This window comes from Rhodoluna sp. (genome assembly GCF_024639375.1).
In the GTDB taxonomy this organism is placed as follows: domain Bacteria; phylum Actinomycetota; class Actinomycetes; order Actinomycetales; family Microbacteriaceae; genus Rhodoluna.
Genome location: NZ_JAHEIM010000009.1, coordinates 70250 through 92039, shown reverse-complemented (window position 1 = coordinate 92039; position 21790 = coordinate 70250). Strand labels below are relative to the sequence as shown.

Below are 21790 nucleotides of genomic sequence, written 5' to 3'. Positions count from 1 at the left end.
CGCGCCGATTTATCAGTCCGACTCGCTGCACTCTGCAGTTGTTGAAATCATCGTCAAGAAGAATGCTCGTGTTCGCTACACAACCATTCAGAACTGGTCAACCAACGTTTACAACCTGGTCACCAAGCGCGCGATTGCTCACGAAGGCGCAACCATGGAGTGGATTGATGGCAACATCGGTTCAAAGGTAACCATGAAGTACCCAGCCGTAATTCTTGCTGGGGAGCACGCACGTGGCGAGACCCTTTCAGTGGCTTTTGCTGGTGAAGGTCAGCACCAAGATGCCGGTGCAAAAATGATTCACCTTGCGCCATACACTTCTTCTTCAATCGTTTCAAAGTCGATTGCCCGTGGTGGTGGCCGCACTTCATACCGAGGCGAAATCAAAGTGATGCCCGGCGCTCACCACTCAGCTAACACTGTTCGCTGTGACGCCTTGTTGGTTGACACAATTTCTCGATCAGACACCTACCCAGCTGTGGATGTACGCGAGGACGATGTGTCGATGGGCCACGAAGCCACTGTTTCACGCGTGAGCGAAGAGCAGTTGTTCTACTTGCAGTCTCGTGGCATGCCAGAAGACGAGGCGATGGCCATGATTGTGCGTGGTTTTATCGAACCAATCGCAAAAGAGTTGCCCATGGAATATGCGCTCGAACTAAACAAACTTATTGAAATGCAAATGGAAGGGGCTGTTGGTTAATGACAACAGCTACTCAGACCGCTAACAGCGGTGCGGTTCAGCACGGCCTGATTGAACACAGCCACGGATACGGTGTTCCAATTCAGACTCGCAACGAGCGAATTCGCTCGACCAACGTTGCAGATTTTGCCCCGATCTCAACTCGCGAGGAGCAGTGGCGTTACCTGTCAGCCGATCGAATCAACGGCCTTGATGCTGATGCTCTTTCGGAATACTTAGGCGACATCAGTGCAAAGCACCCAGACAGTGTCACTACCCAATGGGTTGGCGCTGACCACCCATTGTTCGGCGCGGCCGGCGTTCCAGAAGATCGCGTTAGCGCGGCCGCTTGGGGTTCCGCAGAGAAGGCTTACCTGGTCACTATCCCCGGTAATTCTGAATCAGCCTGTGAAGTTCAGCTAGGCATCGATTCTGAGAGCGACGAGCCTTCGGCCTTGCACTTGATCATTGACGCCAAACCATTTGCCAATGGCATTGTGATTCTTGACCATAAGGGCAAAGCTACTCTTGGCGAAAACGTTGAAATTATTGTGGGCGACGAAGCGAACCTCACAGTGATTTCAATTCAAGATTGGAATGACGATAGCGTTCACATCTCTGCTCAATTTGCAAAACTAGGCCGCAACGCAAAGTTGCGTCACGTTGTTGTAAGCCTTGGCGGTAAAACAGTTCGAGTTTCAAGTTCTACCGAATTCACTCAGCCTGGTGCCGAAGTTGAAATGCTCGGTTTGTATTTCGCCGACGCAGGACAGTTCTTAGAGAACCGCCTCTATGTCGATCACGCAGTGCCAAATTGCAAGTCACGCGTGACATACAAGGGTGCGCTGCAAGGCGAACGAGCACACACGGTTTGGGTGGGCGATGTTTTGATTCGCAAGGCCGCTGAAGGCACCGACACCTATGAGCTAAACCGTAATCTGTTGCTAACCGATGGTGCGCGTGCCGATTCCGTTCCGAACCTTGAAATCGAAACTGGCCAAATTGCCGGTGCGGGTCACGCGAGTGCTAGTGGACGCTTCGATGATGAGCAATTGTTCTACCTGCAGGCTCGTGGCATCACCGAGGGTGAGGCTCGCCGTCTTGTTGTTCGCGGATTCTTGAATGAGATCATCCAACAAATCGGCAACGACGAGATTCAAAGCCGACTTTCTGCATCAATCGAAGCTGAACTAGCAAGGAGCAATTCATAATGGCCGTGCGCATCTGCAAAGTAGACGAAATCAAAGCCGGAAAAGCTATTCGCGTAAAAATCGGTGACGATGCAATTGCAATTGCAAAGACTAAGTCTGGCGACGTTTACGCAATCGATGACAAGTGCTCGCACGGTGAAATCTCGCTAAGCGAAGGCTTCGTTGACAAAGACACAATCGAGTGCTGGGCGCACGGTGCGAAGTTTTCATTAGCCACCGGCGAAGCACTCACCCTGCCAGCATATGAACCAGTTAAGACTTATGAAGTAATCATCGAAAACGATGAGATCTTTCTAGAGATCGACGAAGCGTAAGACGCAAGAGAGAAAAATCAAATGGCTATTCTTCAGATTAAGAACCTGCACGTTTCAGTTGAAACCGAACAGGGCAAAAAGGAAATTCTTCGCGGCGTCGACCTAACCATCAAGAGCGGCGAAACTCACGCAATCATGGGTCCTAACGGATCTGGTAAATCAACCTTGGCTTACACCGTTGCTGGCCACCCAAAGTATGAAGTCACCGAAGGTGAGATTCTTCTTGATGGCGAGAACGTGCTTGAGATGAGTGTTGACGAGCGTGCTCGTGCCGGTCTCTTCTTGGCAATGCAGTACCCGGTAGAGATTCCGGGCGTTTCGGTTTCAAACTTCCTGCGCACAGCAAAAACTGCCATCGACGGTGAAGCACCTGCGCTTCGCACCTGGATCAAAGACATGCGCGCCGGGATGGACGCCCTGAGGATGGATAGCTCATTCACCGAGCGCAATGTAAACGAAGGTTTCTCAGGTGGCGAAAAGAAGCGTCACGAGATTCTTCAGCTTGAGCTGCTAAAGCCACGTATTGCCATCTTGGACGAAACTGACTCTGGCCTTGACGTTGACGCATTGAAGATTGTTTCTGAGGGTGTCAACCGTGCCAAGGCAGCAAATGACTTTGGTCTGCTTCTAATCACTCACTACACGCGAATCCTCAACTACATCAAGCCCGACTTCGTGCACGTTTTCGTAGCCGGCAAGGTTGCTGAACAGGGTGGCCCAGAGCTTGCCGAGCGCCTAGAAGCAGAAGGTTATGACCGATACGTCAACGCCTAACATGACTGCCACCGAACTAGACCCAACACTCTATGACGCCGTAATTGAGGCGCTCAAAGACGTAATCGACCCTGAAATTGGCGTAAACATCGTTGACCTGGGATTGATCTACGGGTTGCAGAAGTCTGAGGATGGCAACTTATTGATCAACATGACGTTGACCTCAGCCGGGTGCCCCCTAACTGACGTGCTTGAAGAGCAAACAGCCGAAGCACTCGACGGTGTTGTCGAGGCATTCCGAATCAACTGGGTTTGGATGCCACCATGGGGCCCAGAGAAAATCACCGAGGACGGCCGCGAGCAAATGCGCGCAATCGGATTCTCGATCTAAGACATAAAAAAAGTCCCTCCTAAGGAGGGTCTTTTTTTATTGAGCCGAATTACCTCTTTAGGCCCTGCGCTCCGCGCCATGCCAAAGGCAATAGCGCTGCAGCAACAATCATCTTGATAGCATCGCCGACTAGGAACGGGGTGAAACCGGCAGCCATGGTTGCTGCTAGATCATTTGGGGCACCAACTGATCCGAGGAAGAGTGAAAGCATTGGAAGGCCAAACGCATAGATAACCGCGTTGCCGGCAACGAAGCTAGCAAGAACACCGAACCACTTGCGATCCCATTGGCGCTGTGCCAACCAGCCAGTCAGTGCGGCGGCGGCAATGAAGCCAGCTAGGTAGCCAACGGTTGGGCCACCAAAAACAAGAGCCTTAGCACCGGTGAAAACAGGCAAGCCAAGTGCGCCTAGCAAAACGTAAAACGCCATTGAAAGTGAGCCACGAGACAGGCCCAGCACTGAACCAACTAGCAAGACAGCTAGGGTTTGACCGGTGAATGGAACTGGCCACATTGGAATCGAAATTTGAGCTGCTAGTGCAGTAACAGCTGCACCAGTTGCGATAAGGGCAATGTCGGCAGTCAAGCTGCGCGGAATAAAGCGATCAACGATGGTTGGTCGGGTAGCGATAAGAACTGACATGCATTCTCTCTTCAGATCGGGGCGGGGGATTGCTTTAGTCGATTGTAGACTAGGGCTTTTGCTAGTTGTCATTGCATTTCGACAGTTTTTAGCCCGGTTTTTTGGAGCCCAAATGATTAATGTGCGCGATCTGGAGATTCGCATCGGCGCGCGCGTCTTGATGACCGGGGTTAACTTCCGTGTCGACAAGGGAGACAAGATTGGTCTAGTTGGCCGTAATGGAGCAGGTAAGACCACATTGACTAAGATTTTGGCTGGCGATGGTCAACCAGATCAGGGTTCCGTTGATCGCGGTGGCGAAATTGGTTATCTACCCCAAGACCCTCGCACGGGTGACCCTGAAGAACTAGCGCGCACTCGCATTTTGAATGCTCGCGGCCTTGGTGATTTGCTAGCTGGAATGGAAGCCGCAACTGCCGACATGGGCAGTGTTGACGAAAAAATCTACGAGGCAGCCATGAAGCGGTACGCCTCGCTTGAAGAGGCATTTCAATCGGGTGGCGGTTATGCGGCCGAAGCACAAGCTGCAGCCATTGCGAGCAACTTGGGAATCAAGGACCACATTCTTGACCAACAGCTAAAAACTCTTTCGGGTGGTCAACGCCGCCGCATCGAACTTGCACGCATATTGTTTTCAAATGCCGAGACAATGATTCTCGATGAGCCAACGAACCACTTGGACGCCGACTCGGTTGTTTGGTTGCGCGATTTTCTTAAGGGTTATCAAGGTGGCCTTATCGTGATCAGTCACGATGTTGATCTAATTGGTGAAACAGTAAACCGCGTGTTTTACCTGGATGCAATTCGCACTGTCATCGATGTTTACAACATGGGTTGGAAGCATTACTTGAAGCAACGCGAGGCAGATGAAGAGCGTCGCAAGCGCGAGCGTTCAAATGCTGAAAAGAAGGCTGCAACGCTTACTCTGCAGGCGGCTAAGTTTGGCGCAAAAGCATCTAAGGCAGCAGCGGCACACCAGATGGTTCGACGTGCCGAGAAGCTGTTGGGCTCACTTGATGAGGTTCGCGAGACTGACCGCGTTGCTCGAATCAAGTTCCCCGATCCCGCTCCGTGTGGCAAAACTCCGCTGATGGCTTCAAACCTCAGCAAGAGCTATGGATCGCTCGAGATCTTTACTGCCGTGGACCTAGCAATCGATAAGGGCTCCAAAGTTGTAATCATCGGCCTCAACGGTGCCGGTAAAACAACTCTGCTTCGCATGCTCGCTGGCATTGATAAGCCGGATACCGGTCAAATCGAACCAGGCCACGGACTTAAGGTTGGCTACTTCGCGCAGGAGCATGAGACCCTCGACGTTGCCAAAACCGTGCTTGAAAACATGCAACGAGCAGCACCTCAACTAGGGGAGACCGACGCGCGTAAGGTGCTTGGTTCTTTCCTGTTTTCTGGTGATGATGTGAATAAGCCGGCTGGTGTTCTGAGCGGTGGCGAGAAGACCCGTTTGGCATTGGCATCGCTAGTTGTGTCTTCGGCGAACGTATTGCTGCTTGACGAACCAACAAACAACCTTGATCCTGCAAGTCGCGAAGAGATTCTGCGCGCCCTGAGCACTTTTACTGGCGCCGTAGTTTTGGTTTCGCACGATGTTGGTGCGGTGTTGGCCTTGAACCCAGAACGAGTTCTAGTTCTGCCTGATGGCGTCGAAGATCACTGGAACGACGGATACGCCGAGCTAATCGAACTTAGCTAGTCGCTGCGTCTTCAGCCGCGTTGTCCCTGTCGCCAACCTTTGCGCGTTGTTTTGGTTTGAAACTCGGATCGATTGCCAATCGGCGCATTTTGATCTCTTGCTTGATGGCCCACCATAGAGCCCCAAAAGCCATCACCGCAAACAGAATCCACTGCAATGCATAGCTCAGGTGGTTTCCTTCGGTGAGTTGCGGCCGCGCACCTAGCACCGGCAGGTTTCCGCTTGCGTATTTTTCAGCGGCAACTAAGTAGAAGCTCCTAACAGTTGACGCTGAAACTTGAGTCTTCTCAATCAAAGAATCAATATTGATAGTCGCAATCTGCTGCGCCGGTGCATCTCGATTCAGCGACGGCTCAGTTGGTCTAATGCGCGCTACGATTTCCGTTGCAGCTGACCTCGGCATTGGAACAGTGTCGGGGAAATCCTGTTTGTCACCAGTTGGTATCCAGCCTGTCACCACAGCAAAGGTGCGCCCTGAATTGGTTGCAAATGGAATCAGTTGCAGGAAGCCTGGTTGCCCGTTTAGTGGACGATTACGCACCAAAACCGCGTCGTCAATCAAAAAATGACCGGTCAGCGCTGCGGGCCTCCACTCATCCATAGGGTTGAAGGAATCCTTTGCAGCCAACGCGTCGATGGGAATTGGCGCTCGGTCATAGTTAGCCTCAACAATCGCAATCATAGCGAGGGCTTCACCTCGGCGATTGAATTGCCACTGCGATAAAAAGGCGCACGCGATAGCGAACACTGCCGCCAAAAGGAGCCAAGCCAGCCATCGTCGCCAGGAATCACGCACATAGGCACTTGTGAAACTGTTCATGCGTCCTTTGCGTCGAATGGCTGCGCTTGCAGAAATAATCCGCGGCTTTGCAGATAGTCAATCAAAAACTCTCGATGTTCGTGGCACGAAGCCCAAACCTTAACTCGTGTTTCGTCGTGAATTTTTGGGTTGCGCCATTCGAGTTTGTGAGTGGCTGCAGCCTCACAGCCGGATCTAGAACATTTAGTCATTGGGTTTGGTATCTGGAGCAGGTGCACTCGTGAAGGCATCCGCGCCAATAGAAAGTGTCGGTGCTGTTGCTGCGGTTGCAGTTTTGGTCTTGGTGCCAACCTGACCATTTGCCAACACAACGGCAAAGTAAGGCAAGAAAATTGCTCCTGCAAAGAAGAGCCACATTAGCCAGCCCTGAACCAACATGGCCAGAACGATGCAAATAATGCGAATGGTCATTGCCACGGTGTATCGCAGCATTCGAACTTTGCGGTCATGTTCCGGCGAGTTTGCCAGGTTGGTAATGCTCTGCGGCTCTAACATAACTCCTCCTCATTTATGGTCCTCGGATAAGGGCTTCAAACCAAGGTCAAGACTAGACTTCATTTGTTCAAAGCGATTTTTCCATCATTGAATTCCCGAAAGAGGCCCCGGATGACCACTCCAAGAACAGTTCTGATCACTGGCGGAAACCGTGGTATTGGTCGATCGATTGCCGAGGAATTCATTCGTCAAGGTCACCGCGTTGCCGTCACCGTGCGCAGCGGCGAGGGTCCAACTGGTTCATTTAGTGTTCAAGCCGACGTAACTGACCCTGCTTCACTTGATGCCGCCTTCGCTGCGGTTGAAGAGAAGCTTGGTGCCGTCGAAGTTTTGGTAGCCAACGCTGGAATCACGCGCGACACACTTTTGATGCGAATGACCGATGAAGAATTCGAAGAAGTGATCAACACAAACCTCAACGGCGTGTTCCGTGTTCTTCGTCGCGCAAGCAAGGGAATGATCAAAGCCAAGTACGGCCGAGTAATCCTTATCGGTTCAGTGGTGGGCTTGCTGGGATCTGCCGGTCAAGTAAATTACTCTTCAGCTAAGGCTGCGCTTGTTGGCATGGCACGCTCAATTACCCGTGAACTTGGCGCTCGCGGTATCACCGCCAACGTAGTTGCACCTGGGTTTATTGACACCGACATGACTGCAGCTCTCCCAGAAGCACAACAAGACGCCTATAAGAAGCAAATTCCAGTCGGGCGCTTTGCTCAGCCAGAAGAGGTAGCCAAGGTGGTTGCCTGGCTAGCCAGCGACGAAGCCAGCTACATCTCGGGAGCCGTCATCCCTGTTGATGGCGGCCTCGGCATGGGTCACTAATTTTTTAAAACACTATAAATCGGAGATCAAATGTCTAACCCACTTGCTGCACAAAGTTTGATTGGCAAAGTCGCACTCGTGACCGGTTCTTCACGCGGAATTGGCGCCGACACTCTCGGTTATTTCGCCGAGGCCGGCGCATCGGTAGTGGTTAACTACCGCAATAAAGAAGCCCGAGCGCAAAAAATTGTCGATGGCATCAAAGCCAGTGGTGGTCACGCAATCGCGGTTGGCGCAGATCTAACTGACATTGCTTCGGTTGAGACAATGTTTAAGGCGGCTAAGGATGCCTTTGGGCAGCTAGATATTTTGGTAATGAACGCCTCTGGCGGTATGGAAGCCGGTTTAGGCGAAGACTATGCAATGCGCTTGAACCGCGATTCTCAGGTGAACCTGTTGAAAACCGCAAAGCCGTTTTTGAAGGATGGCGCTCGTGTGGTTTTCGTGACTAGCCACCAAGCACACTTCATTCGCACCACACCAACCATGCCGGAATACCTCCCGGTTGCTCTTTCAAAGCGTGCCGGTGAGGACGCACTTCGTGAACTTATCCCAACGCTGGCAGAGCGCAACATCGGTTTTGTGGTTGTTTCGGGCGACATGATTGAGGGCACCATTACGGCAACACTGCTTGAGCGCGCGAATCCGGGTGCAATCGAGGCTCGACGCGAAGGTGCTGGAAAGCTTTACAACGTTCAGGAATTTGCAGCTGAGGTTGCTCTTGCCGCGGTTGAACCAGTGCCGACTGACAACACCCGTTTGGTTGGCGACACCAGCGACTTCATCGCTGAATAGTTGCTAGAGCTTCAAAACTGAAATTAGGGCACGCAGGTCGTGCTCTTCAATAACCACATCGGCCTTTTCGCGCACGATTGGTTTGCAGTTGAAGCCAACGCCTAATCCAGCGGTAGCCAACATATCTAGATCATTAGCGCCGTCGCCAACGGCCACGGTGTGTTCAATCGCAGTTCCGGAATCCACAGCCCATTCAAGCAACGCTTTAGCTTTGCCTGCGCGGTCAACAATGTCACCGAGAACTTTGCCAGTAAGCAACCCGCCAATAACTTCAAGTTCATTAGCTCTGGCGTAATCAAGATTCAGTTGTTTTGCCAGGGGAGTGAGCAGTTGGTTGAAGCCACCCGAAACTGCGGCAACCTTGCCGCCGGCCGCCTGCACCGCATTGATTAGCTCAACGGCACCGCGGGTAACACGAATCTTCTTCTGCACCTCGTCAAAAACAGACTCGGGTAAGCCCTTGAGTGTGGCTACTCGTTCAATCAGGCTCTGGGCGAAGTCAAGTTCGCCAGCCATTGCTCGTTCGGTAACCGCAGCCACCTCAGCGCGCTTGCCAGCGACTTCAGCCAATAGTTCAATTACTTCGTCTTCGATAAGAGTTGAATCAACATCAAAGACCACTAGGTATTTGGTCACGGAGTAACCAGAACGCCCTTTCCAACAACTGTGATGCCCGATTCACTGACAAAGAAGCCACGATCGAGATCGCGCTGCTTGTCGACACCGATAGATGCGCCATCGGCTACGACAACGCTCTTGTCGAGGATAGCCCTTCTGATCGTGCAATCTCGGCCGACTTGCACGCCGTCGAGCAAAATTGAATCAGTGACTAGTGCGCGTGAGTGCACACGAACGTTTGGTGAAAGAACACAACGCTCAACGATGCCGCCCGAAACCACGGTGCCGAGCGAAACAATTGAATCCGTAGTGCGACCCTGATTGCCTTCGCCATCGTGAACGAACTTAGCTGGCGGAAGATTTACTTGCTGCGTGTGCACAGGCCATTCGTTGTTGTAAAGGTTGAACACCGGCATCACAGAGATTAGGTCCATGTGGGCGTCGTAGTAGCTGTCCATAGTTCCTACGTCTCGCCAGTATGAGTGATCGCGATCAGTTGAGCCGGGAATTTGGTTGTAGGTGAAGTCATAAACGCTCGCATCATCGCGGGCAACCATCCAAGGAACGATGTCGCCACCCATGTCGTGAGCTGATTCTTCAAGTGTGCCATCGTGCTCGATTGCGTCAATCAAGGCCTGTGCGCTGAATACGTAGTTACCCATTGAAGCAAGAACTTCGCCCGGGCTGTCGGCAAGTGGCTTTGGATCGCTTGGCTTCTCCAAGAATGCAGCAATCTTCGAAGAGTCCTTTTCGTCAACTTCGATGACGCCAAATTGGTTTGCCAATGAGAGTGGCTGACGAATTGCGGCAACTGTCACGCCACGGCCAGAGGCAATGTGGGCCTCAATCATCTGCGCGAAGTCCATGCGGTAAACGTGGTCGGCACCAACAACAACAACGATGTCTGGGCGCTCATCGCTCAGCAGGTTCATGCTCTGCAAGATGGCATCGGCGCTGCCTGAGAACCAACGCTTGCCCAGACGCTGCTGTGCTGGCACAGAAGCAACATATGAACCCAACAGGGGAGACATGCGCCAGGTCTGAGAAATGTGGCGGTCTAGGCTATGCGACTTGTATTGCGTTAGCACCACGATGCGTCTCAAACCTGAATTGATCAGGTTCGAAAGCGCGAAGTCAATCAAACGGTAGCTGCCACCAAATGGCACGGCGGGTTTAGCTCGATCTGCAGTCAAAGGCATCAATCGCTTGCCTTCGCCCCCGGCTAGAACCATTCCAAAAATTCTCAAACTGCTCATATCTGAATGTTATTGCTCAAATGTTTCGTAGGGCTAACATTGCGCTATGAGAATCGATCTGGTCACCAAGGAATATCCACCTTTCATTTACGGTGGAGCGGGCGTACATGTCGCTGAATTAGTGAGAGTGCTGCGCAAACACATCGATGTAAAGGTTCGTTGCTTCGGTGACGACCGTAATGAAACTGATACATTCGCATACCGTCATACGAGCGAATTCGACACGGTGAACGGTGCGTTGCAGACCATGGCAACCGACTTGTCGATGGTCACCGATATCGCCGGTGCAGACCTGGTTCACACTCACACTTGGTATGCAAACTTCGCTGGTCAAGTCGCATCAAGCTTGCATGGAATTCCGCACTTGATCACCGCACACAGTCTTGAACCATTACGCCCATGGAAAGAGCAGCAGCTGGGCGGCGGGTACCGATTGTCTTCTTGGGTTGAACGAACCGCTTACGAAGGTGCAACCGGAATCATCGCCGTTTCAGATGGCATGCGTAAAGACATTCTTCGCGCGTATCCGCAGTTAGACCAAAACAAAGTTTCTGTCGTGCACAACGGCATTGACCTTGAAGCTTTTCAAGCTGCCGATAACCCAGACCTGGTTCGCGCGAATGGCGTTGACCCAGATAAGCGATCAGTTTTGTTTGTTGGTCGCATCACTATGCAAAAGGGCTTGCCTTATTTGCTAAAAGCCGCGCGCGAACTTCCTGGGGATGTGCAACTAGTGCTTTGTGCAGGCGCACCAGACACCCCGCAAATTTTGCAAGAGGTCACCGATCTTGTCGAAGAACTTCGCAAGATTCGCGACAACGTGATTTGGGTTGAAAAGCATCTGTCACGCCCAGAGTTGATTGCGATGCTATCCGCGGCAACTGTTTTTGCTTGCCCTTCAATTTACGAGCCACTTGGAATTGTGAACCTCGAAGCCATGGCTTGCAAGACACCAGTCGTTGCAACAGCAACCGGCGGCATTCCAGAGGTTGTTTCTCATGGCGAAACAGGTTTGCTTGTGCCAATTGAGCAGTTGCAAGACGGCAGCGGTAAGCCATTGGATGAAGCCAAATTTGTCTCTGACTTTGCGAACGCGTTGAACGAAATGCTGGCTAACCCGCAAATTGAACAATTTGGCGTTGCCGGTCGCAAGCGCGTTGAAGACCACTTCAGCTGGGATTCAATTGCCGACACAACAATTCGCGTCTATCAGAAGGCAATTGCCGGCATCGCCTAGGCTAAGTGGCATGTCCAGCGTCATAAATCTGAATAACGTGAGCGTCATCCGCGAGGGGCGCGCCATTCTCAACAACATTGACTGGCAGGTTGGTTCAAACCAGCGCTGGGTGATTGTTGGCCCCAACGGTGCTGGCAAGACCACTTTGCTCCGAGTCGCTGCGGCCCAGATACACCCATCGCATGGCACCGCGGATGTTTTAGGCCAGCGCCTTGGCGCAATTAACGTGTTCGAGCTCCGCACGCGCATCGGTTTTGCATCGAGCGCCCAAGCGGCTCATATTCCTAACTCCGAAACCGTTCTCAATGCAGTGATGACTGCCAGTTATGCGGTCACTGGTCGATGGAACGAAAAATACGAAGACATTGATGAACGTCGCGCTCGTCGAGTGCTGGGTGAGTGGCAATTGGCCGATTACGCCGACCGCGCGTTTGGAACCCTGAGCGACGGAGAACGCAAGCGCACTCAAATTGCCCGCGCCGTTATGCCTGACCCTGAACTTTTGCTGCTTGATGAGCCAGTAGCAAGCCTTGACTTGGCCGCCCGCGAGCAAACCATCGCCATCATTGGCGAATACGCGTCGGCTCCGGCTGCGCCCGCCATGGTGATGGTGACTCACCACCTTGAAGAGATTCCAAATGGCTTCACTCACGCATTGATTTTGGTCAACGGCCAGGTGTTCTCCGCCGGCGAGATCGGGTCAACATTGACCTCAGAAAAGATCTCAGAAGCCTTCGGATTTGGCCTGCAGGTGAGCCAAGAAGGCGGAAGATTCGCCGTTCGAGCCCACAGATAACCTCAAAAAGGCTTTGCCCGGGGCCCTTCATCTGTTATACTTTTCCTTTAGTGCCGATGGCACAATCCAATCTTTTATCTAATCGGAGTTCCGCATGAAGGCTGACATTCACCCAAAGTACGAGACCGTCGTATTCCGCGACCTAGCCTCAGGTGTTTCGTTCTTGACTCGCTCAACAATCTCGAGCAGCAAGACCATCGAATGGGAAGACGGCAACACCTACCCAGTCTTCGACGTTGAAATCTCTTCAGAGTCACACCCGTTCTACACCGGTAAGCAGCGCATCATGGATGCTGCAGGCCGTGTTGAGCGCTTCAACGCTCGCTACAAGGGTTTTGGTGCCTAATTCCAAGTAATTAGCCACAGGGTTTTGGTGCCCAATCCCAAGTAATTAGCCACAGGGTTTTGGTGCCCAAAGCACCAGCTCAGAAACTTAGAAAAATGGACCCCGAGGGGGTCCATTTTTTTATGCCTGGAGTTTTAGTGGCCAACCTCGGGTCGAGGTGAAATCTGGGTTCACGCTGCGGCGCATGTATGCCTCAAAGTCAGCGTCGATCGCTTCACTCCAGCCGATTTGCAATTGGTGCAGCTCTGCCGCGGTCTTTGGCAATTCAGCCGCGAATCGCTTGGCGATAGCCTGAGCAACACGACCGGCAGCTATCGCATCGGCGGTGGCATTGTGAGCGTCGGTTAGCGGAACTTGATAGAACTCGGCCGCGTTCTCGAGTCGGCGCTTGCCCTTGCGGTATTTGTCTTTGAACTTGTCAATAACGAGTGGGTCGATGATCGGGCCTGGATTTTCTAGCGGATTGAGGCCGTGGCGCAATGCCTCGTAATGAAGAATCGTGAAGTCGTAAGGGGCGTTGTAGGCAACCACTGGCAATCCACGGCTGAAGAAGTCACGTAAGGTTTCGAGAATTTCGGAAACAACTTCGGTGGCTGGTCGACCATCTCGACGAGCAATCTCGGTAGTTACGCCATGCACGTCACTGGCTTGGGTGGGAATCTCGATTGCCGGATCAGCCAACCACTCGGTGTTATTGCCAACTTGATTGCCTTGAGCATCGAGCTCGACGGCACACGCGGTCACGATGCGCGCATCAGTGAGGTCTAATCCGGTGGTTTCTAGGTCGAATACGGCAAATTGCTTGGCCCAGTCAGGCAGAGGCGAAGAGAAATCGAAGGCTTGTTGATCGTTCACGCGTTCAGACTAGGCGCTACTAGCGACACAGCCCGACGCCACGCGCTAGTTCAAGAGCGGCCACGGATTGGTTAAGGCTGAAAATGTGCAGGCCTGGAGCGCCGACTTTGATTAGGTCGAGCGAAAGCTGAGTGATGTAGTCCATGCCAATTTTGCGAGCGGTCACTTCATCTGCATCTTCAAGCTGTTGCATCAGTTTTGGCGGGATGTGGGCGCCCGACATAGCCGCCATGCGAATGACCTGCTTGGCGTTTGCAATTGGCATGACACCCGGGATGATCGGCATATCAGCACCGGCTGCCGACGATGCTTCAATCAAATCGGTGTAGGCCTCAACTGTGAAGAAGAGCTGAGTCATTGCAAAACTGGCTCCGGCTTGTTGCTTGAGGGCCAACACCATCGCGTCGTGTTGCATGTGCGCTGATTCTGGGTGCACCTCAGGAAATGCCGCGACACCAACCTCGAGTGAAGTGACTTCGTGAGCTAGCTGAACTAGTTCAAGGGCGGTCTTAAGCTCACCCTTTTCCAAAGCGTCAGGGTCATCCTTAGGTGAATCGCCACGCAACGCCAGAATTGCTGCCACGCCTGCATCTTCGAAGTGCTTGATGATTTTTGAGGTGCCAGTTCGGGTGCTTCCCACACAAGTAAGGTGACCAATGGTCATTACATCCTTGGCCATTCGGTCAACAATCGCGAGTGAACGCTCGCGGTTTGAGCCTCCGGCTCCATAAGTCACTGAAACAAAGTCAGGCTTTACTTCAGCAAGTTTGTCGAACGCAGCCCAGAGGTTAGCCTCTCCAACCTCATCCTTAGGTGGAAAAAATTCAAAAGACAGGGTTGGTTGATTTTGGTTTGCTCGAGCAGCCAAGGTCTCGGTGATATTGCAGACGGAACCCACAGCAATTGTGTCGGTTCGAAGCAAGTTGATCTCGGGCATCCGATAAGTATATCGGCCTGACTCAGCCAATAAGGCTCAGGTAGACTAAGGGCCTATGTTTGCTCCTCGTTCCCAAGCCCTAATCGAAGCCGTTCGCAGTCGCGTTGTTGTGGCCGACGGCGCCATGGGAACCATGATTCAAGAGGCTAGCCCAACCCTCGATGACTTTCAGGGGCACGAGGGCTGCAACGAAATTCTCAACGTCACGCGCCCCGAGCTAATCAAGAGCATTCACGCTCAGTATTTGAAGTCGGGTTCAGAGGCCATTGAAACCAACACTTTCGGTGCGAACTTCGCAAACCTTGCTGAGTATGGCATTGAAGATCGCATTGAAGAGCTGGCCTACGCGGGTGCGGTTTTGGCTCGTGAAATTGCCGACGATTTCAGCACCGCAGACAAGCCTCGCTGGGTTCTTGGTTCGGTTGGTCCTGGCACCAAGCTGCCGAGCCTCGGGCACGAGAAGTTCTCAGTGCTGCGTGACGCCTACAAGCTCGAGGCGCTGGGTCTTATCCGCGGCGGTGCCGACGCAATTTTGATTGAAACCGCTCAGGATTTGCTGCAGGCGAAGAGCGCGGTAATCGGTTCAAAGCGTGCGATGGCGGAACTTGGAATTTACATTCCAGTATTGGTTTCGGTGACGATTGAAACGACTGGAACCATGTTGCTTGGTTCTGAAATCGGTGCGGCACTTACTGCGTTGAGCGCACTAGGCATTGACGCAATTGGTCTGAACTGCGCCACCGGCCCTACCGAGATGAGCGAACACCTTCGCTACCTGGCGAAATTCTCACAGCTTCCAGTCGTGGTCATGCCAAACGCGGGACTTCCAATTCTTGGCGCACATGGTGCGCACTACCCACTTACGCCAAACGAATTGGCAACGGCTCAGTTGCAGTTTGTGAATGATTACGGAGCTGGGCTTGTTGGTGGTTGCTGTGGCACCACGCCTGCACACATCATGCAGTTGGCCGAAGCGGTTAAGGGCAAAACTCCACACCGGCCGGCTTTGGTAAGCGAACCAGGTTTGGCGAGTTTGTATCAGCACCAGCCGTTTGACCAAACCATGACTTACCTTTCAATTGGCGAACGCACCAACGCGAACGGTTCAAAAGCTTTCCGTGATGCTATGTTGGCTGGCAATTGGGAAGAGTGCCTTGAAATTGCTCGTTCGCAAACCCGAGAGGGCGCACACGCACTCGATGTTTGTGTTGACTATGTTGGCCGCAATGGCGTTGAAGACGCTCGCGAACTAGTGAGCCGACTGGCAACCTCAACAACGCTGCCTTTGGTTCTCGACTCGACCGAGCCTGCTGTGCTTGAAGCAGGTCTTGAGTGCATGGGTGGTCGCGCAATGATCAACTCGGTTAACTACGAAGATGGCGATGGGCCAACTTCACGTTTTGCGCGAATCATGCCGCTAGTTCGTGAGCACGGAGCCGCAGTGGTTGCGCTAACAATCGACGAAGAAGGTCAAGCCCGCACCGCTGAAACCAAGTTTGCAATCGCCAAACGACTAATTGAAGACCTAACAGGTAACTGGGGCATGAACCTAGTTGACATCACCGTTGACACGCTTACTTTTCCAATTGCTACCGGCCAAGATGAAACCCGCCGAGACGGCATTGAAACAATCGAAGCTATCCGTCGATTGAATGAAGCTTTCCCCGGGGTTCAATCAACACTTGGAATTAGCAACATATCTTTTGGTTTGAGCCCAGCAGCGCGTCACGTATTGAACTCCGTCTTTTTGCACGAATGCGTTCAGGCGGGCCTTACCTCTGCCATCGTCCACGCTGCGCGCATCATGCCGCTCAACCAGATTCCAGCACAGCAGCTCGAAGCCGCTATGGATTTGATCTACGACAAGCGCACCTATGACGAAGACGGAAACGTCTCGTTTGACCCGTTGACCCAATTCTTGGATGTCTTCAGCGGAGTTGACTCCGCTGCCACTCGTCAGAGTCGCGCTGAAGAACTAGCTTCAATGCCACTTAACGAGCGTCTCGAACGCCGCATCATCGATGGTGAAAAGAAGGGTCTCGAGGCTGACCTTGACGAGGCGATTGCCGTCGGCATGACCGCTCTTCAAATCATCAACGATCACCTGCTCAACGGCATGAAGATTGTTGGCGAGCTTTTCGGCAAGGGTGAGATGCAACTTCCGTTTGTGCTGCAATCTGCTGAAGTTATGAAGACAGCGGTTGCCCACCTTGAGCCGCTAATCGAGAAAACTGAAGACACCGGCAAAGGTCGCATTCTGTTGGCCACTGTTCGTGGTGACGTTCACGACATCGGCAAGAACCTTGTCGACATCATCCTTAGCAACAACGGTTTTGAAACGGTCAACATCGGCATCAAGCAGCCGATCAATGAAATTTTGAAAGCCGCAGAAGAGAATTCTGTCGATGTGATCGGCATGAGCGGTTTGTTGGTTAAGTCAACGCAGATCATGCGCGAAAACCTCGAAGAAATGAACCTGCGTGGAGTCTCTACAAAGTGGCCGGTAATTCTTGGTGGCGCTGCACTCACTCGAAGCTTCGTGGAGCAAGATTTGGCTGAGGTTTACGAGGGGCAAGTTCGTTACGCGCGCGACGCGTTTGAAGGTTTGAAGTTGATGGATGCGCTCGTGAAGATCAAACGAGGCGATACTTCGGTTGAACTACCTGCATTGAAGCAGCGTGTGGTTAAACCAAAGAGTTTGTTGATTCGCACAGAGCCAGATCTAATTCCAGATCGCTCGGATGTTGCCGAAGACAACGAAGTTCCAACGCCGCCATTCTGGGGAACCCGCGTAGTCAAGGGTGTTCCGCTTCGCGATTACTCGAGCTTCTTAGATGAGCGTGCAACATTCATGGGGCAATGGGGGCTAAAGCCTTCTCGCGCCGAAGATGGTGCGAGCTATGAAGAGTTGGTCGAAACCGAAGGTCGCCCGCGTTTGCGCGAGTGGCTGTCTCGAATCCAGACCGAGGGTCTGTTAGAGGCTGCTGTTGTCTACGGATACTTCCCGGCTGTTTCTGATGGCGATGACTTAGTGATTCTGCACCATGGTCCAGAAGGCGCGACTGACGGCGGTTCAGGGGGAGTACCTGGCACCGAACGCATGCGCTTTACATTCCCACGCCAATCTCGCGATCGTCACTTCTGCTTGAGCGACTTCGTGCGCTCGAAGGAATCTGGCGTTGTCGACGTGGTGCCATTTCAGTTAGTCACCATGGGAAATCGCGTCTCTGAGGCAGCGAACGAACTGTATGCCAAGAATGATTACCGCAATTACCTGGAACTGCATGGTTTGTCGGTGCAGCTCACCGAAGCACTCGCCGAATTCTGGCATGCACGAGTGCGTGAAGAACTTGGATTCAAGGCTGAAGACCCAACCGCTGTCGATGGTTTGTTCAAACTTGAATATCGTGGCGCACGTTATTCGTTTGGATACCCGGCTTGCCCAAATCTCGAAGATCGCATCAAATTGGTTGAGCTCCTGAAGCCCGAAGTGGTTGGCGTGACTTTATCTGAGGAGTTGCAGTTGCACCCTGAGCAATCAACCGATGCAATGGTTTTGCACCACCCAGAGGCCAAGTACTTCTCGGTTTAAACATGAACCTTGTTTCGGCAGAACTAACCCGCAAAGCGCGCGGCCGCGGTGAGCGTCGTGAAATGCAAGTCATGGACACGGTGACTCGTTATTGGTTCTACCCAGCTGATTCAGAGTCTGCGCCATCAATCGTTTTTATTCATGGCTATCGGGGTAACCACAGAGGCCTTGAAGCTATTGCGGGCGCCCTGTCAGACTTCAACATTTACATTCCCGATCTGCCAGGATTTGGCGAGAGCACTCCGTTTGTTTCGGCTCATTCAATCGAGAATTACTCGTGGTGGGTTGGTGAATTCATTCACAAACTTCAACTGCCTCACAAGCCACACCTGCTTGGTCACAGCTTTGGCAGCATCATCGTTTCGCATCACGCGGCACACGCGGCGGACTTCGATACCCTTATCCTTGAGAATCCTGTGTCAGCACCTGCTTTGAAAGGGCCCAAAGCGGCCCTCACTTTGCTTGCGAAGTTATTCTTTGATTTGGCACCCAAATTGCCAAGCAAAACTGCAAACTGGGCGCTCAAGAGTTGGCCAATGGTTCGCGGAATGAGCATTGTGATGACTAAGTCGCACAACAAAAAGCTGCGCGAGTGGATACATCGGCAGCATGATGAAAACTTCAACGATTTTGAAAGCAATCGAGTTGCATTCGAGGGTTATTCAGCTTCAATCTCGCATCACGTGAGCGAATACGCGGCAAGATTCCAACGCCCGACCCTAGTTTTGATTGGCACCAAAGACGACATCACGTCTCCCTCACAACAGCGCCAAATGGTTGCTCTGCTAAAAGTTGAGAATCGATTGGTTGAGCACCGAGCCGTTGGGCACCTAACTCATTATGAAATTCCCGATTTGATAGCAGAGGACATCAGAGAATTTCTGCAATCTAGGAACGCAAATTGAGTCTTGAAGCTTTCTATTTTGATGCTCGATACATTCGAGTTTCACATCACGACGGAATCAGTCGATTCTCGGTTGGCTTGTTCGCTGCAATTTCTAAGTTGACTTCGGTCACGGCTATCATCAGCGACTTGCGACAATTAGAGAAGTTGCCTTCCGGCACAAAATGGGTCATGCTCAACGACCCAACTTCAATCTCTGAACCACTGATTGCCTACAAGCTAAATCGTCTTGGGGCAAAGGTGGTCTTTTCGCCAATGCAGACGATTGGTTCGTTTGGTAGAAAATTCAAATTGGCTGTCACTCTGCACGATTTGATCTACTACCGTCACCCGACTCCGCCACCGAGCTTCAACCTTGCAATTCGCATTTTGTGGCGCCTGTATCACTTGAGCTACTGGCCACAACGTTTATTGCTAAACCGCAGTGACGTTGTCATCACAGTCTCAAAAGCAACTAAAAAACTCATCACATTGCACAAACTGACCCGAAAACGAACCGAGGTTGTTTATAACGCGGCGAGTTCACTGGTTGAGCTGCAAAGGTTAGCAACGCCTGGATCGCGCCCTGCAGAGAAACAAACGCTGGTCTACATGGGCAGCTTCATGCCCTATAAGAACGTTGAAACGCTGATCGCTGCGACCGGCCAACTGCAAAGCTTTGAGTTGCAGTTGCTAAGCAAAATCGATGACGCTCGTCGAGCAGAGTTGCAAAGTTTGGCCGACTCCTTTGGGGCCAAGGTCACCTTCTTCAATGGTGTGAGTGACGAGCAATACGACCAACTGCTCAACCAGGCCGTTGCGCTAGTTAGCGCTTCAAAGGATGAAGGCTTCGGCATCCCTCTCGTTGAAGCAATGGCCCGAGGTATTCCAGTGGTGGTTTCGAACATAGATATCTTCAAAGAAATTGGTGGCGACGCTGCAATTTTCTGCTCACCGGAGGGTCCTGATGATTTCGCCGAAGGCATCCGTAGTTTGCAAGGCAACGATGCTTGGTTAGCAAAATCTGCGGCAGCAAAGGCACAAGCCAAGAAATTTACTTGGGATGAGTCGGCCGCAAAACTTTATCGCGTGCTTACTGAGCTTTAGGCTGATGCAGATCTGAATGCAGAGTGCGCGGTTCATAGCGCACCATGTTCCACTGCAAACCGTCGTAATCAAATATGTTTAACGATGCGTTGCCCAACCGTTCGCCTTCACGTGGGAATTCGTTATTACTAACAATACGAAGCAGCTTGCGAATAAGGGCACCATGCGAAACCGCAAGAACGCGTTGCCCTTCGTATTTTTCAGCGATGTGCCGCAACAACTCTCGTGACCTCACCTTTAGTGCTTCGAGAGATTCGCCACCGGGAACCGCATTTGGGTCGGAGTAAGTTGCCTTCCATTCCTCATGGCTTAGTCCTTCGGCTTCGCCGAATGATCTTTCCAGTAGTAGTTGCTCCACAGCAATCGAATCGAATCCAAAACTATCTGCAACGATCTTTGCGGTGTCAGCAGCTCGAGAGAGGGGAGAGGTGAGAACAATGTCCCAATCGGCAGCATTCAATGCAAGGGCCGCATCGCGCGCCTGTGCGATGCCAGTTTCGTTTAGTGGGATGTCGGTGATTCCCTGCAGTCGAAAATCGATATTCCAGTCGGTTTGCCCGTGACGAAGCAATCCCAGTGTTGTTTTAGTCAAGTAATAACCTCTCAAGCACCAAAGAAGTGCTCGCCTCTATCTTTGCAGTTGCAATCTCGTCAGCTTTAGTTGCTCCAAGATTCACGATAATCACGGGTTTGTTTGCTCGGGCTGCGCGACGGGCAAATCTCAGGCCAGAGTTCACCGTTAGTGACGTGCCAGCTACTAATAGTGCTTCAGCATGGTCTAACTGTTGCATGGCTTGTTGAGCCACCGATTCAGCCACCGATTCGCCAAAAAACACCACATCTGGCTTTAGAACGCCACCACATTTTTCGCAACTGGGAATTTGGAACTCCGCGGTCAGTTCAACTTCAGCGTCGCCATCCGGGGTGAACTCAAAATCTTCTGACTTCGATACAGTCGGGTTCAAGGCGGTAAGTTGCAGATCAATTGCTTCACGCGAGAATTGAGCCGAGCAAGCCATGCAAATTACGCGGTCAAGGCGACCATGTAAGTCGATCACATGCTTGCTTCCTGCGCGCTCGTGCAGTGCGTCAACGTTTTGGGTAATAACTTGAAATACGCGACCCAGTGACTCTGCGTGAGCCAATGCGTAGTGGCCGGCATTCGGCTTTGCTTCTGCAATTCGGCTGTAGCCGATGAAACTTCGCGACCAATAGCGAACCTGTGCTTCATGAGAGCCCATGAAAATGTCGAAAGTCATCGGATGCCGTGCAACACGACCCTCGCCGCGGTAATCGGGGATTCCGGAATCGGTAGAAATGCCAGCGCCGGTGAGAGCAAGGATTCGCTTGGCGGCAAGTCGCTCGCGCGCAAAATCAATGCCGTATGTAACGGCTGCGCTTAGTGATTCTCTCTCTGACATCGAAGTCAGTCTAACTTTCGCAATTCATTGTGTCCGAAAGGGGACTTGAACCCCTACCCCCTTACGAGGACTAACACCTCAAGCTAGCGCGTCTGCCATTCCGCCACCCGGACAAGTGTTTGTTCAACTAATACTGCCGTTCAA

The 21790-nt window shown here is 52.1% G+C and carries 23 protein-coding genes and 1 tRNA gene; 14 read left to right on the top strand and 10 right to left on the bottom strand.

Features of this window, described 5'->3' with window-relative positions:
* From sufB to Q0L28_RS04220, 5 genes are all read left to right on the top strand, one after another.
* The coding region (gene sufB, locus Q0L28_RS04240; RefSeq protein WP_296632049.1) for a Fe-S cluster assembly protein SufB at nt 1-703 on the top strand (703 nt) is incomplete at its 5' end.
* On the top strand, nt 703-1893 hold the full coding sequence (sufD, locus tag Q0L28_RS04235; RefSeq protein WP_296632047.1) for a Fe-S cluster assembly protein SufD: 1191 nt from the start codon (nt 703-705) through the stop codon (nt 1891-1893). The genes sufB and sufD, both read left to right, overlap by 1 nt.
* Entirely contained in the window at nt 1893-2207 is a 315-nt protein-coding gene (locus Q0L28_RS04230) for a non-heme iron oxygenase ferredoxin subunit (RefSeq protein ID WP_366843511.1), read from the top strand. Before sufD ends, Q0L28_RS04230 begins: the two co-directional genes overlap by 1 nt.
* Before the next feature lie 21 nt (nt 2208-2228).
* On the top strand, nt 2229-2981 hold the full coding sequence (gene sufC / locus Q0L28_RS04225) for a Fe-S cluster assembly ATPase SufC (RefSeq protein WP_296632044.1): 753 nt from the start codon (nt 2229-2231) through the stop codon (nt 2979-2981).
* 1 nt (nt 2982) lies between these two features.
* Nucleotides 2983-3312 (top strand): metal-sulfur cluster assembly factor, encoded by a 330-nt coding sequence (locus Q0L28_RS04220; protein ID WP_296632057.1) that lies wholly within the window; start codon nt 2983-2985, stop codon nt 3310-3312.
* Nucleotides 3313-3361: 49 nt separating this feature from the next.
* Here Q0L28_RS04220 and Q0L28_RS04215 read toward each other — a convergent pair whose 3' ends face one another.
* Entirely contained in the window at nt 3362-3955 is a 594-nt protein-coding gene (locus Q0L28_RS04215) for a biotin transporter BioY (RefSeq protein WP_296632042.1), read from the bottom strand.
* A 112-nt stretch (nt 3956-4067) separates the two neighbouring features.
* Between Q0L28_RS04215 and abc-f the strand changes: the two genes are divergently transcribed.
* The gene (gene abc-f, locus Q0L28_RS04210; protein WP_296632039.1) at nt 4068-5666 is read left to right on the top strand and encodes a ribosomal protection-like ABC-F family protein; all 1599 of its coding nucleotides are present in this window, start codon (nt 4068-4070) and stop codon (nt 5664-5666) included.
* Here the strand turns inward: abc-f and Q0L28_RS04205 are convergent.
* Entirely contained in the window at nt 5659-6486 is an 828-nt protein-coding gene (locus tag Q0L28_RS04205) for an SURF1 family protein (protein WP_296632037.1), read from the bottom strand. The genes abc-f and Q0L28_RS04205 overlap by 8 nt on opposite strands.
* A gap of 183 nt (nt 6487-6669) precedes the next feature.
* A complete protein-coding gene (locus tag Q0L28_RS04200) occupies nt 6670-6981 on the bottom strand; it encodes a DUF3099 domain-containing protein (protein ID WP_296632035.1) in 312 nt (103 codons plus the stop codon).
* Between the two features lie 111 nt (nt 6982-7092).
* On the opposite strand from Q0L28_RS04200, the gene Q0L28_RS04195 reads away from it, so the two are divergent.
* Together Q0L28_RS04195 and Q0L28_RS04190 are read left to right on the top strand one after the other, a co-directional pair.
* On the top strand, nt 7093-7803 hold the full coding sequence (locus tag Q0L28_RS04195) for a beta-ketoacyl-ACP reductase (protein ID WP_296632032.1): 711 nt from the start codon (nt 7093-7095) through the stop codon (nt 7801-7803).
* Nucleotides 7804-7833: 30 nt separating this feature from the next.
* The gene (locus Q0L28_RS04190) at nt 7834-8598 is read left to right on the top strand and encodes an SDR family oxidoreductase (protein WP_296632029.1); all 765 of its coding nucleotides are present in this window, start codon (nt 7834-7836) and stop codon (nt 8596-8598) included.
* A gap of 3 nt (nt 8599-8601) precedes the next feature.
* On the opposite strand, the gene serB is transcribed toward Q0L28_RS04190, so the two are convergent.
* Together serB and glgC are read right to left on the bottom strand one after the other, a co-directional pair.
* On the bottom strand, nt 8602-9234 hold the full coding sequence (gene serB, locus Q0L28_RS04185) for a phosphoserine phosphatase SerB (protein ID WP_296632026.1): 633 nt from the start codon (nt 9232-9234) through the stop codon (nt 8602-8604).
* A complete protein-coding gene (gene glgC / locus Q0L28_RS04180; RefSeq protein WP_296632024.1) occupies nt 9231-10472 on the bottom strand; it encodes a glucose-1-phosphate adenylyltransferase in 1242 nt (413 codons plus the stop codon). The genes serB and glgC overlap by 4 nt, the downstream gene beginning before the upstream one ends.
* 46 nt (nt 10473-10518) lie before the next feature.
* Here glgC and glgA point away from each other — a divergent pair, with 46 nt between their 5' ends.
* From glgA to Q0L28_RS04165, 3 genes are all read left to right on the top strand, one after another.
* Complete coding sequence (glgA, locus tag Q0L28_RS04175) at nt 10519-11709, top strand: glycogen synthase (protein WP_296632020.1); 1191 nt, start codon at nt 10519-10521, stop codon at nt 11707-11709.
* Between the two features lie 10 nt (nt 11710-11719).
* Nucleotides 11720-12505 (top strand): ABC transporter ATP-binding protein, encoded by a 786-nt coding sequence (locus tag Q0L28_RS04170; RefSeq protein WP_296632017.1) that lies wholly within the window; start codon nt 11720-11722, stop codon nt 12503-12505.
* Nucleotides 12506-12599: 94 nt separating this feature from the next.
* Nucleotides 12600-12851: a type B 50S ribosomal protein L31 gene (locus Q0L28_RS04165; RefSeq protein ID WP_296632014.1), complete on the top strand. Its 252-nt coding sequence runs from the start codon at nt 12600-12602 to the stop codon at nt 12849-12851.
* A gap of 120 nt (nt 12852-12971) precedes the next feature.
* Here the strand turns inward: Q0L28_RS04165 and Q0L28_RS04160 are convergent, their stop codons facing one another.
* Nucleotides 12972-13706, bottom strand: coding sequence for a 3'-5' exonuclease (locus Q0L28_RS04160; protein WP_296632011.1), 735 nt, complete (start codon nt 13704-13706; stop codon nt 12972-12974).
* A 19-nt stretch (nt 13707-13725) separates the two neighbouring features.
* Entirely contained in the window at nt 13726-14643 is a 918-nt protein-coding gene (locus Q0L28_RS04155) for a methylenetetrahydrofolate reductase (RefSeq protein ID WP_296632008.1), read from the bottom strand.
* A 55-nt stretch (nt 14644-14698) separates the two neighbouring features.
* On the opposite strand from Q0L28_RS04155, the gene metH reads away from it, so the two are divergent.
* From metH to Q0L28_RS04140, 3 genes are read left to right on the top strand one after another with little or no spacing between them, the layout of a single operon-like run.
* Complete coding sequence (metH, locus tag Q0L28_RS04150) at nt 14699-18235, top strand: methionine synthase (RefSeq protein ID WP_296632005.1); 3537 nt, start codon at nt 14699-14701, stop codon at nt 18233-18235.
* 2 nt (nt 18236-18237) lie between these two features.
* A complete protein-coding gene (locus tag Q0L28_RS04145; protein WP_296632001.1) occupies nt 18238-19140 on the top strand; it encodes an alpha/beta hydrolase in 903 nt (300 codons plus the stop codon).
* Nucleotides 19137-20225: a glycosyltransferase family 1 protein gene (locus Q0L28_RS04140; protein WP_296631999.1), complete on the top strand. Its 1089-nt coding sequence runs from the start codon at nt 19137-19139 to the stop codon at nt 20223-20225. The genes Q0L28_RS04145 and Q0L28_RS04140 overlap by 4 nt, the downstream gene beginning before the upstream one ends.
* Here the strand turns inward: Q0L28_RS04140 and Q0L28_RS04135 are convergent.
* The 3 genes from Q0L28_RS04135 to Q0L28_RS04125 form a co-directional block, all read right to left on the bottom strand.
* Nucleotides 20212-20817, bottom strand: coding sequence for a histidine phosphatase family protein (locus Q0L28_RS04135; protein WP_296631996.1), 606 nt, complete (start codon nt 20815-20817; stop codon nt 20212-20214). The genes Q0L28_RS04140 and Q0L28_RS04135 overlap by 14 nt on opposite strands.
* Nucleotides 20810-21646, bottom strand: coding sequence for an NAD-dependent protein deacetylase (locus Q0L28_RS04130; RefSeq protein ID WP_296631993.1), 837 nt, complete (start codon nt 21644-21646; stop codon nt 20810-20812). Before Q0L28_RS04130 ends, Q0L28_RS04135 begins: the two co-directional genes overlap by 8 nt.
* A gap of 30 nt (nt 21647-21676) precedes the next feature.
* A tRNA-Leu gene (locus Q0L28_RS04125) sits at nt 21677-21759 on the bottom strand.
* Nucleotides 21760-21790: the final 31 nt, after the last annotated feature.

Bases quoted from the DNA above. Each gene is read 5' to 3' on its own strand.
- Q0L28_RS04130 (WP_296631993.1), bottom strand. From the start codon at position 21,646: ATGTCAGAGAGAGAATCACTAAGCGCAGCCGTTACATACGGCATTGAT.
- Q0L28_RS04145 (WP_296632001.1), top strand. From the start codon at position 18,238: ATGAACCTTGTTTCGGCAGAACTAACCCGCAAAGCGCGCGGCCGCGGT.
- Q0L28_RS04165 (WP_296632014.1), top strand. From the start codon at position 12,600: ATGAAGGCTGACATTCACCCAAAGTACGAGACCGTCGTATTCCGCGAC.
- sufD (WP_296632047.1), top strand. From the start codon at position 703: ATGACAACAGCTACTCAGACCGCTAACAGCGGTGCGGTTCAGCACGGC.
- Q0L28_RS04155 (WP_296632008.1), bottom strand. From the start codon at position 14,643: ATGCCCGAGATCAACTTGCTTCGAACCGACACAATTGCTGTGGGTTCC.
- Q0L28_RS04230 (WP_366843511.1), top strand. From the start codon at position 1,893: ATGGCCGTGCGCATCTGCAAAGTAGACGAAATCAAAGCCGGAAAAGCT.
- Q0L28_RS04215 (WP_296632042.1), bottom strand. From the start codon at position 3,955: ATGTCAGTTCTTATCGCTACCCGACCAACCATCGTTGATCGCTTTATT.
- glgA (WP_296632020.1), top strand. From the start codon at position 10,519: ATGAGAATCGATCTGGTCACCAAGGAATATCCACCTTTCATTTACGGT.
- Q0L28_RS04170 (WP_296632017.1), top strand. From the start codon at position 11,720: ATGTCCAGCGTCATAAATCTGAATAACGTGAGCGTCATCCGCGAGGGG.
- Q0L28_RS04205 (WP_296632037.1), bottom strand. From the start codon at position 6,486: ATGAACAGTTTCACAAGTGCCTATGTGCGTGATTCCTGGCGACGATGG.
- Q0L28_RS04200 (WP_296632035.1), bottom strand. From the start codon at position 6,981: ATGTTAGAGCCGCAGAGCATTACCAACCTGGCAAACTCGCCGGAACAT.
- Q0L28_RS04190 (WP_296632029.1), top strand. From the start codon at position 7,834: ATGTCTAACCCACTTGCTGCACAAAGTTTGATTGGCAAAGTCGCACTC.
- Q0L28_RS04220 (WP_296632057.1), top strand. From the start codon at position 2,983: ATGACTGCCACCGAACTAGACCCAACACTCTATGACGCCGTAATTGAG.
- glgC (WP_296632024.1), bottom strand. From the start codon at position 10,472: ATGAGCAGTTTGAGAATTTTTGGAATGGTTCTAGCCGGGGGCGAAGGC.
- sufC (WP_296632044.1), top strand. From the start codon at position 2,229: ATGGCTATTCTTCAGATTAAGAACCTGCACGTTTCAGTTGAAACCGAA.
- abc-f (WP_296632039.1), top strand. From the start codon at position 4,068: ATGATTAATGTGCGCGATCTGGAGATTCGCATCGGCGCGCGCGTCTTG.
- metH (WP_296632005.1), top strand. From the start codon at position 14,699: ATGTTTGCTCCTCGTTCCCAAGCCCTAATCGAAGCCGTTCGCAGTCGC.
- Q0L28_RS04195 (WP_296632032.1), top strand. From the start codon at position 7,093: ATGACCACTCCAAGAACAGTTCTGATCACTGGCGGAAACCGTGGTATT.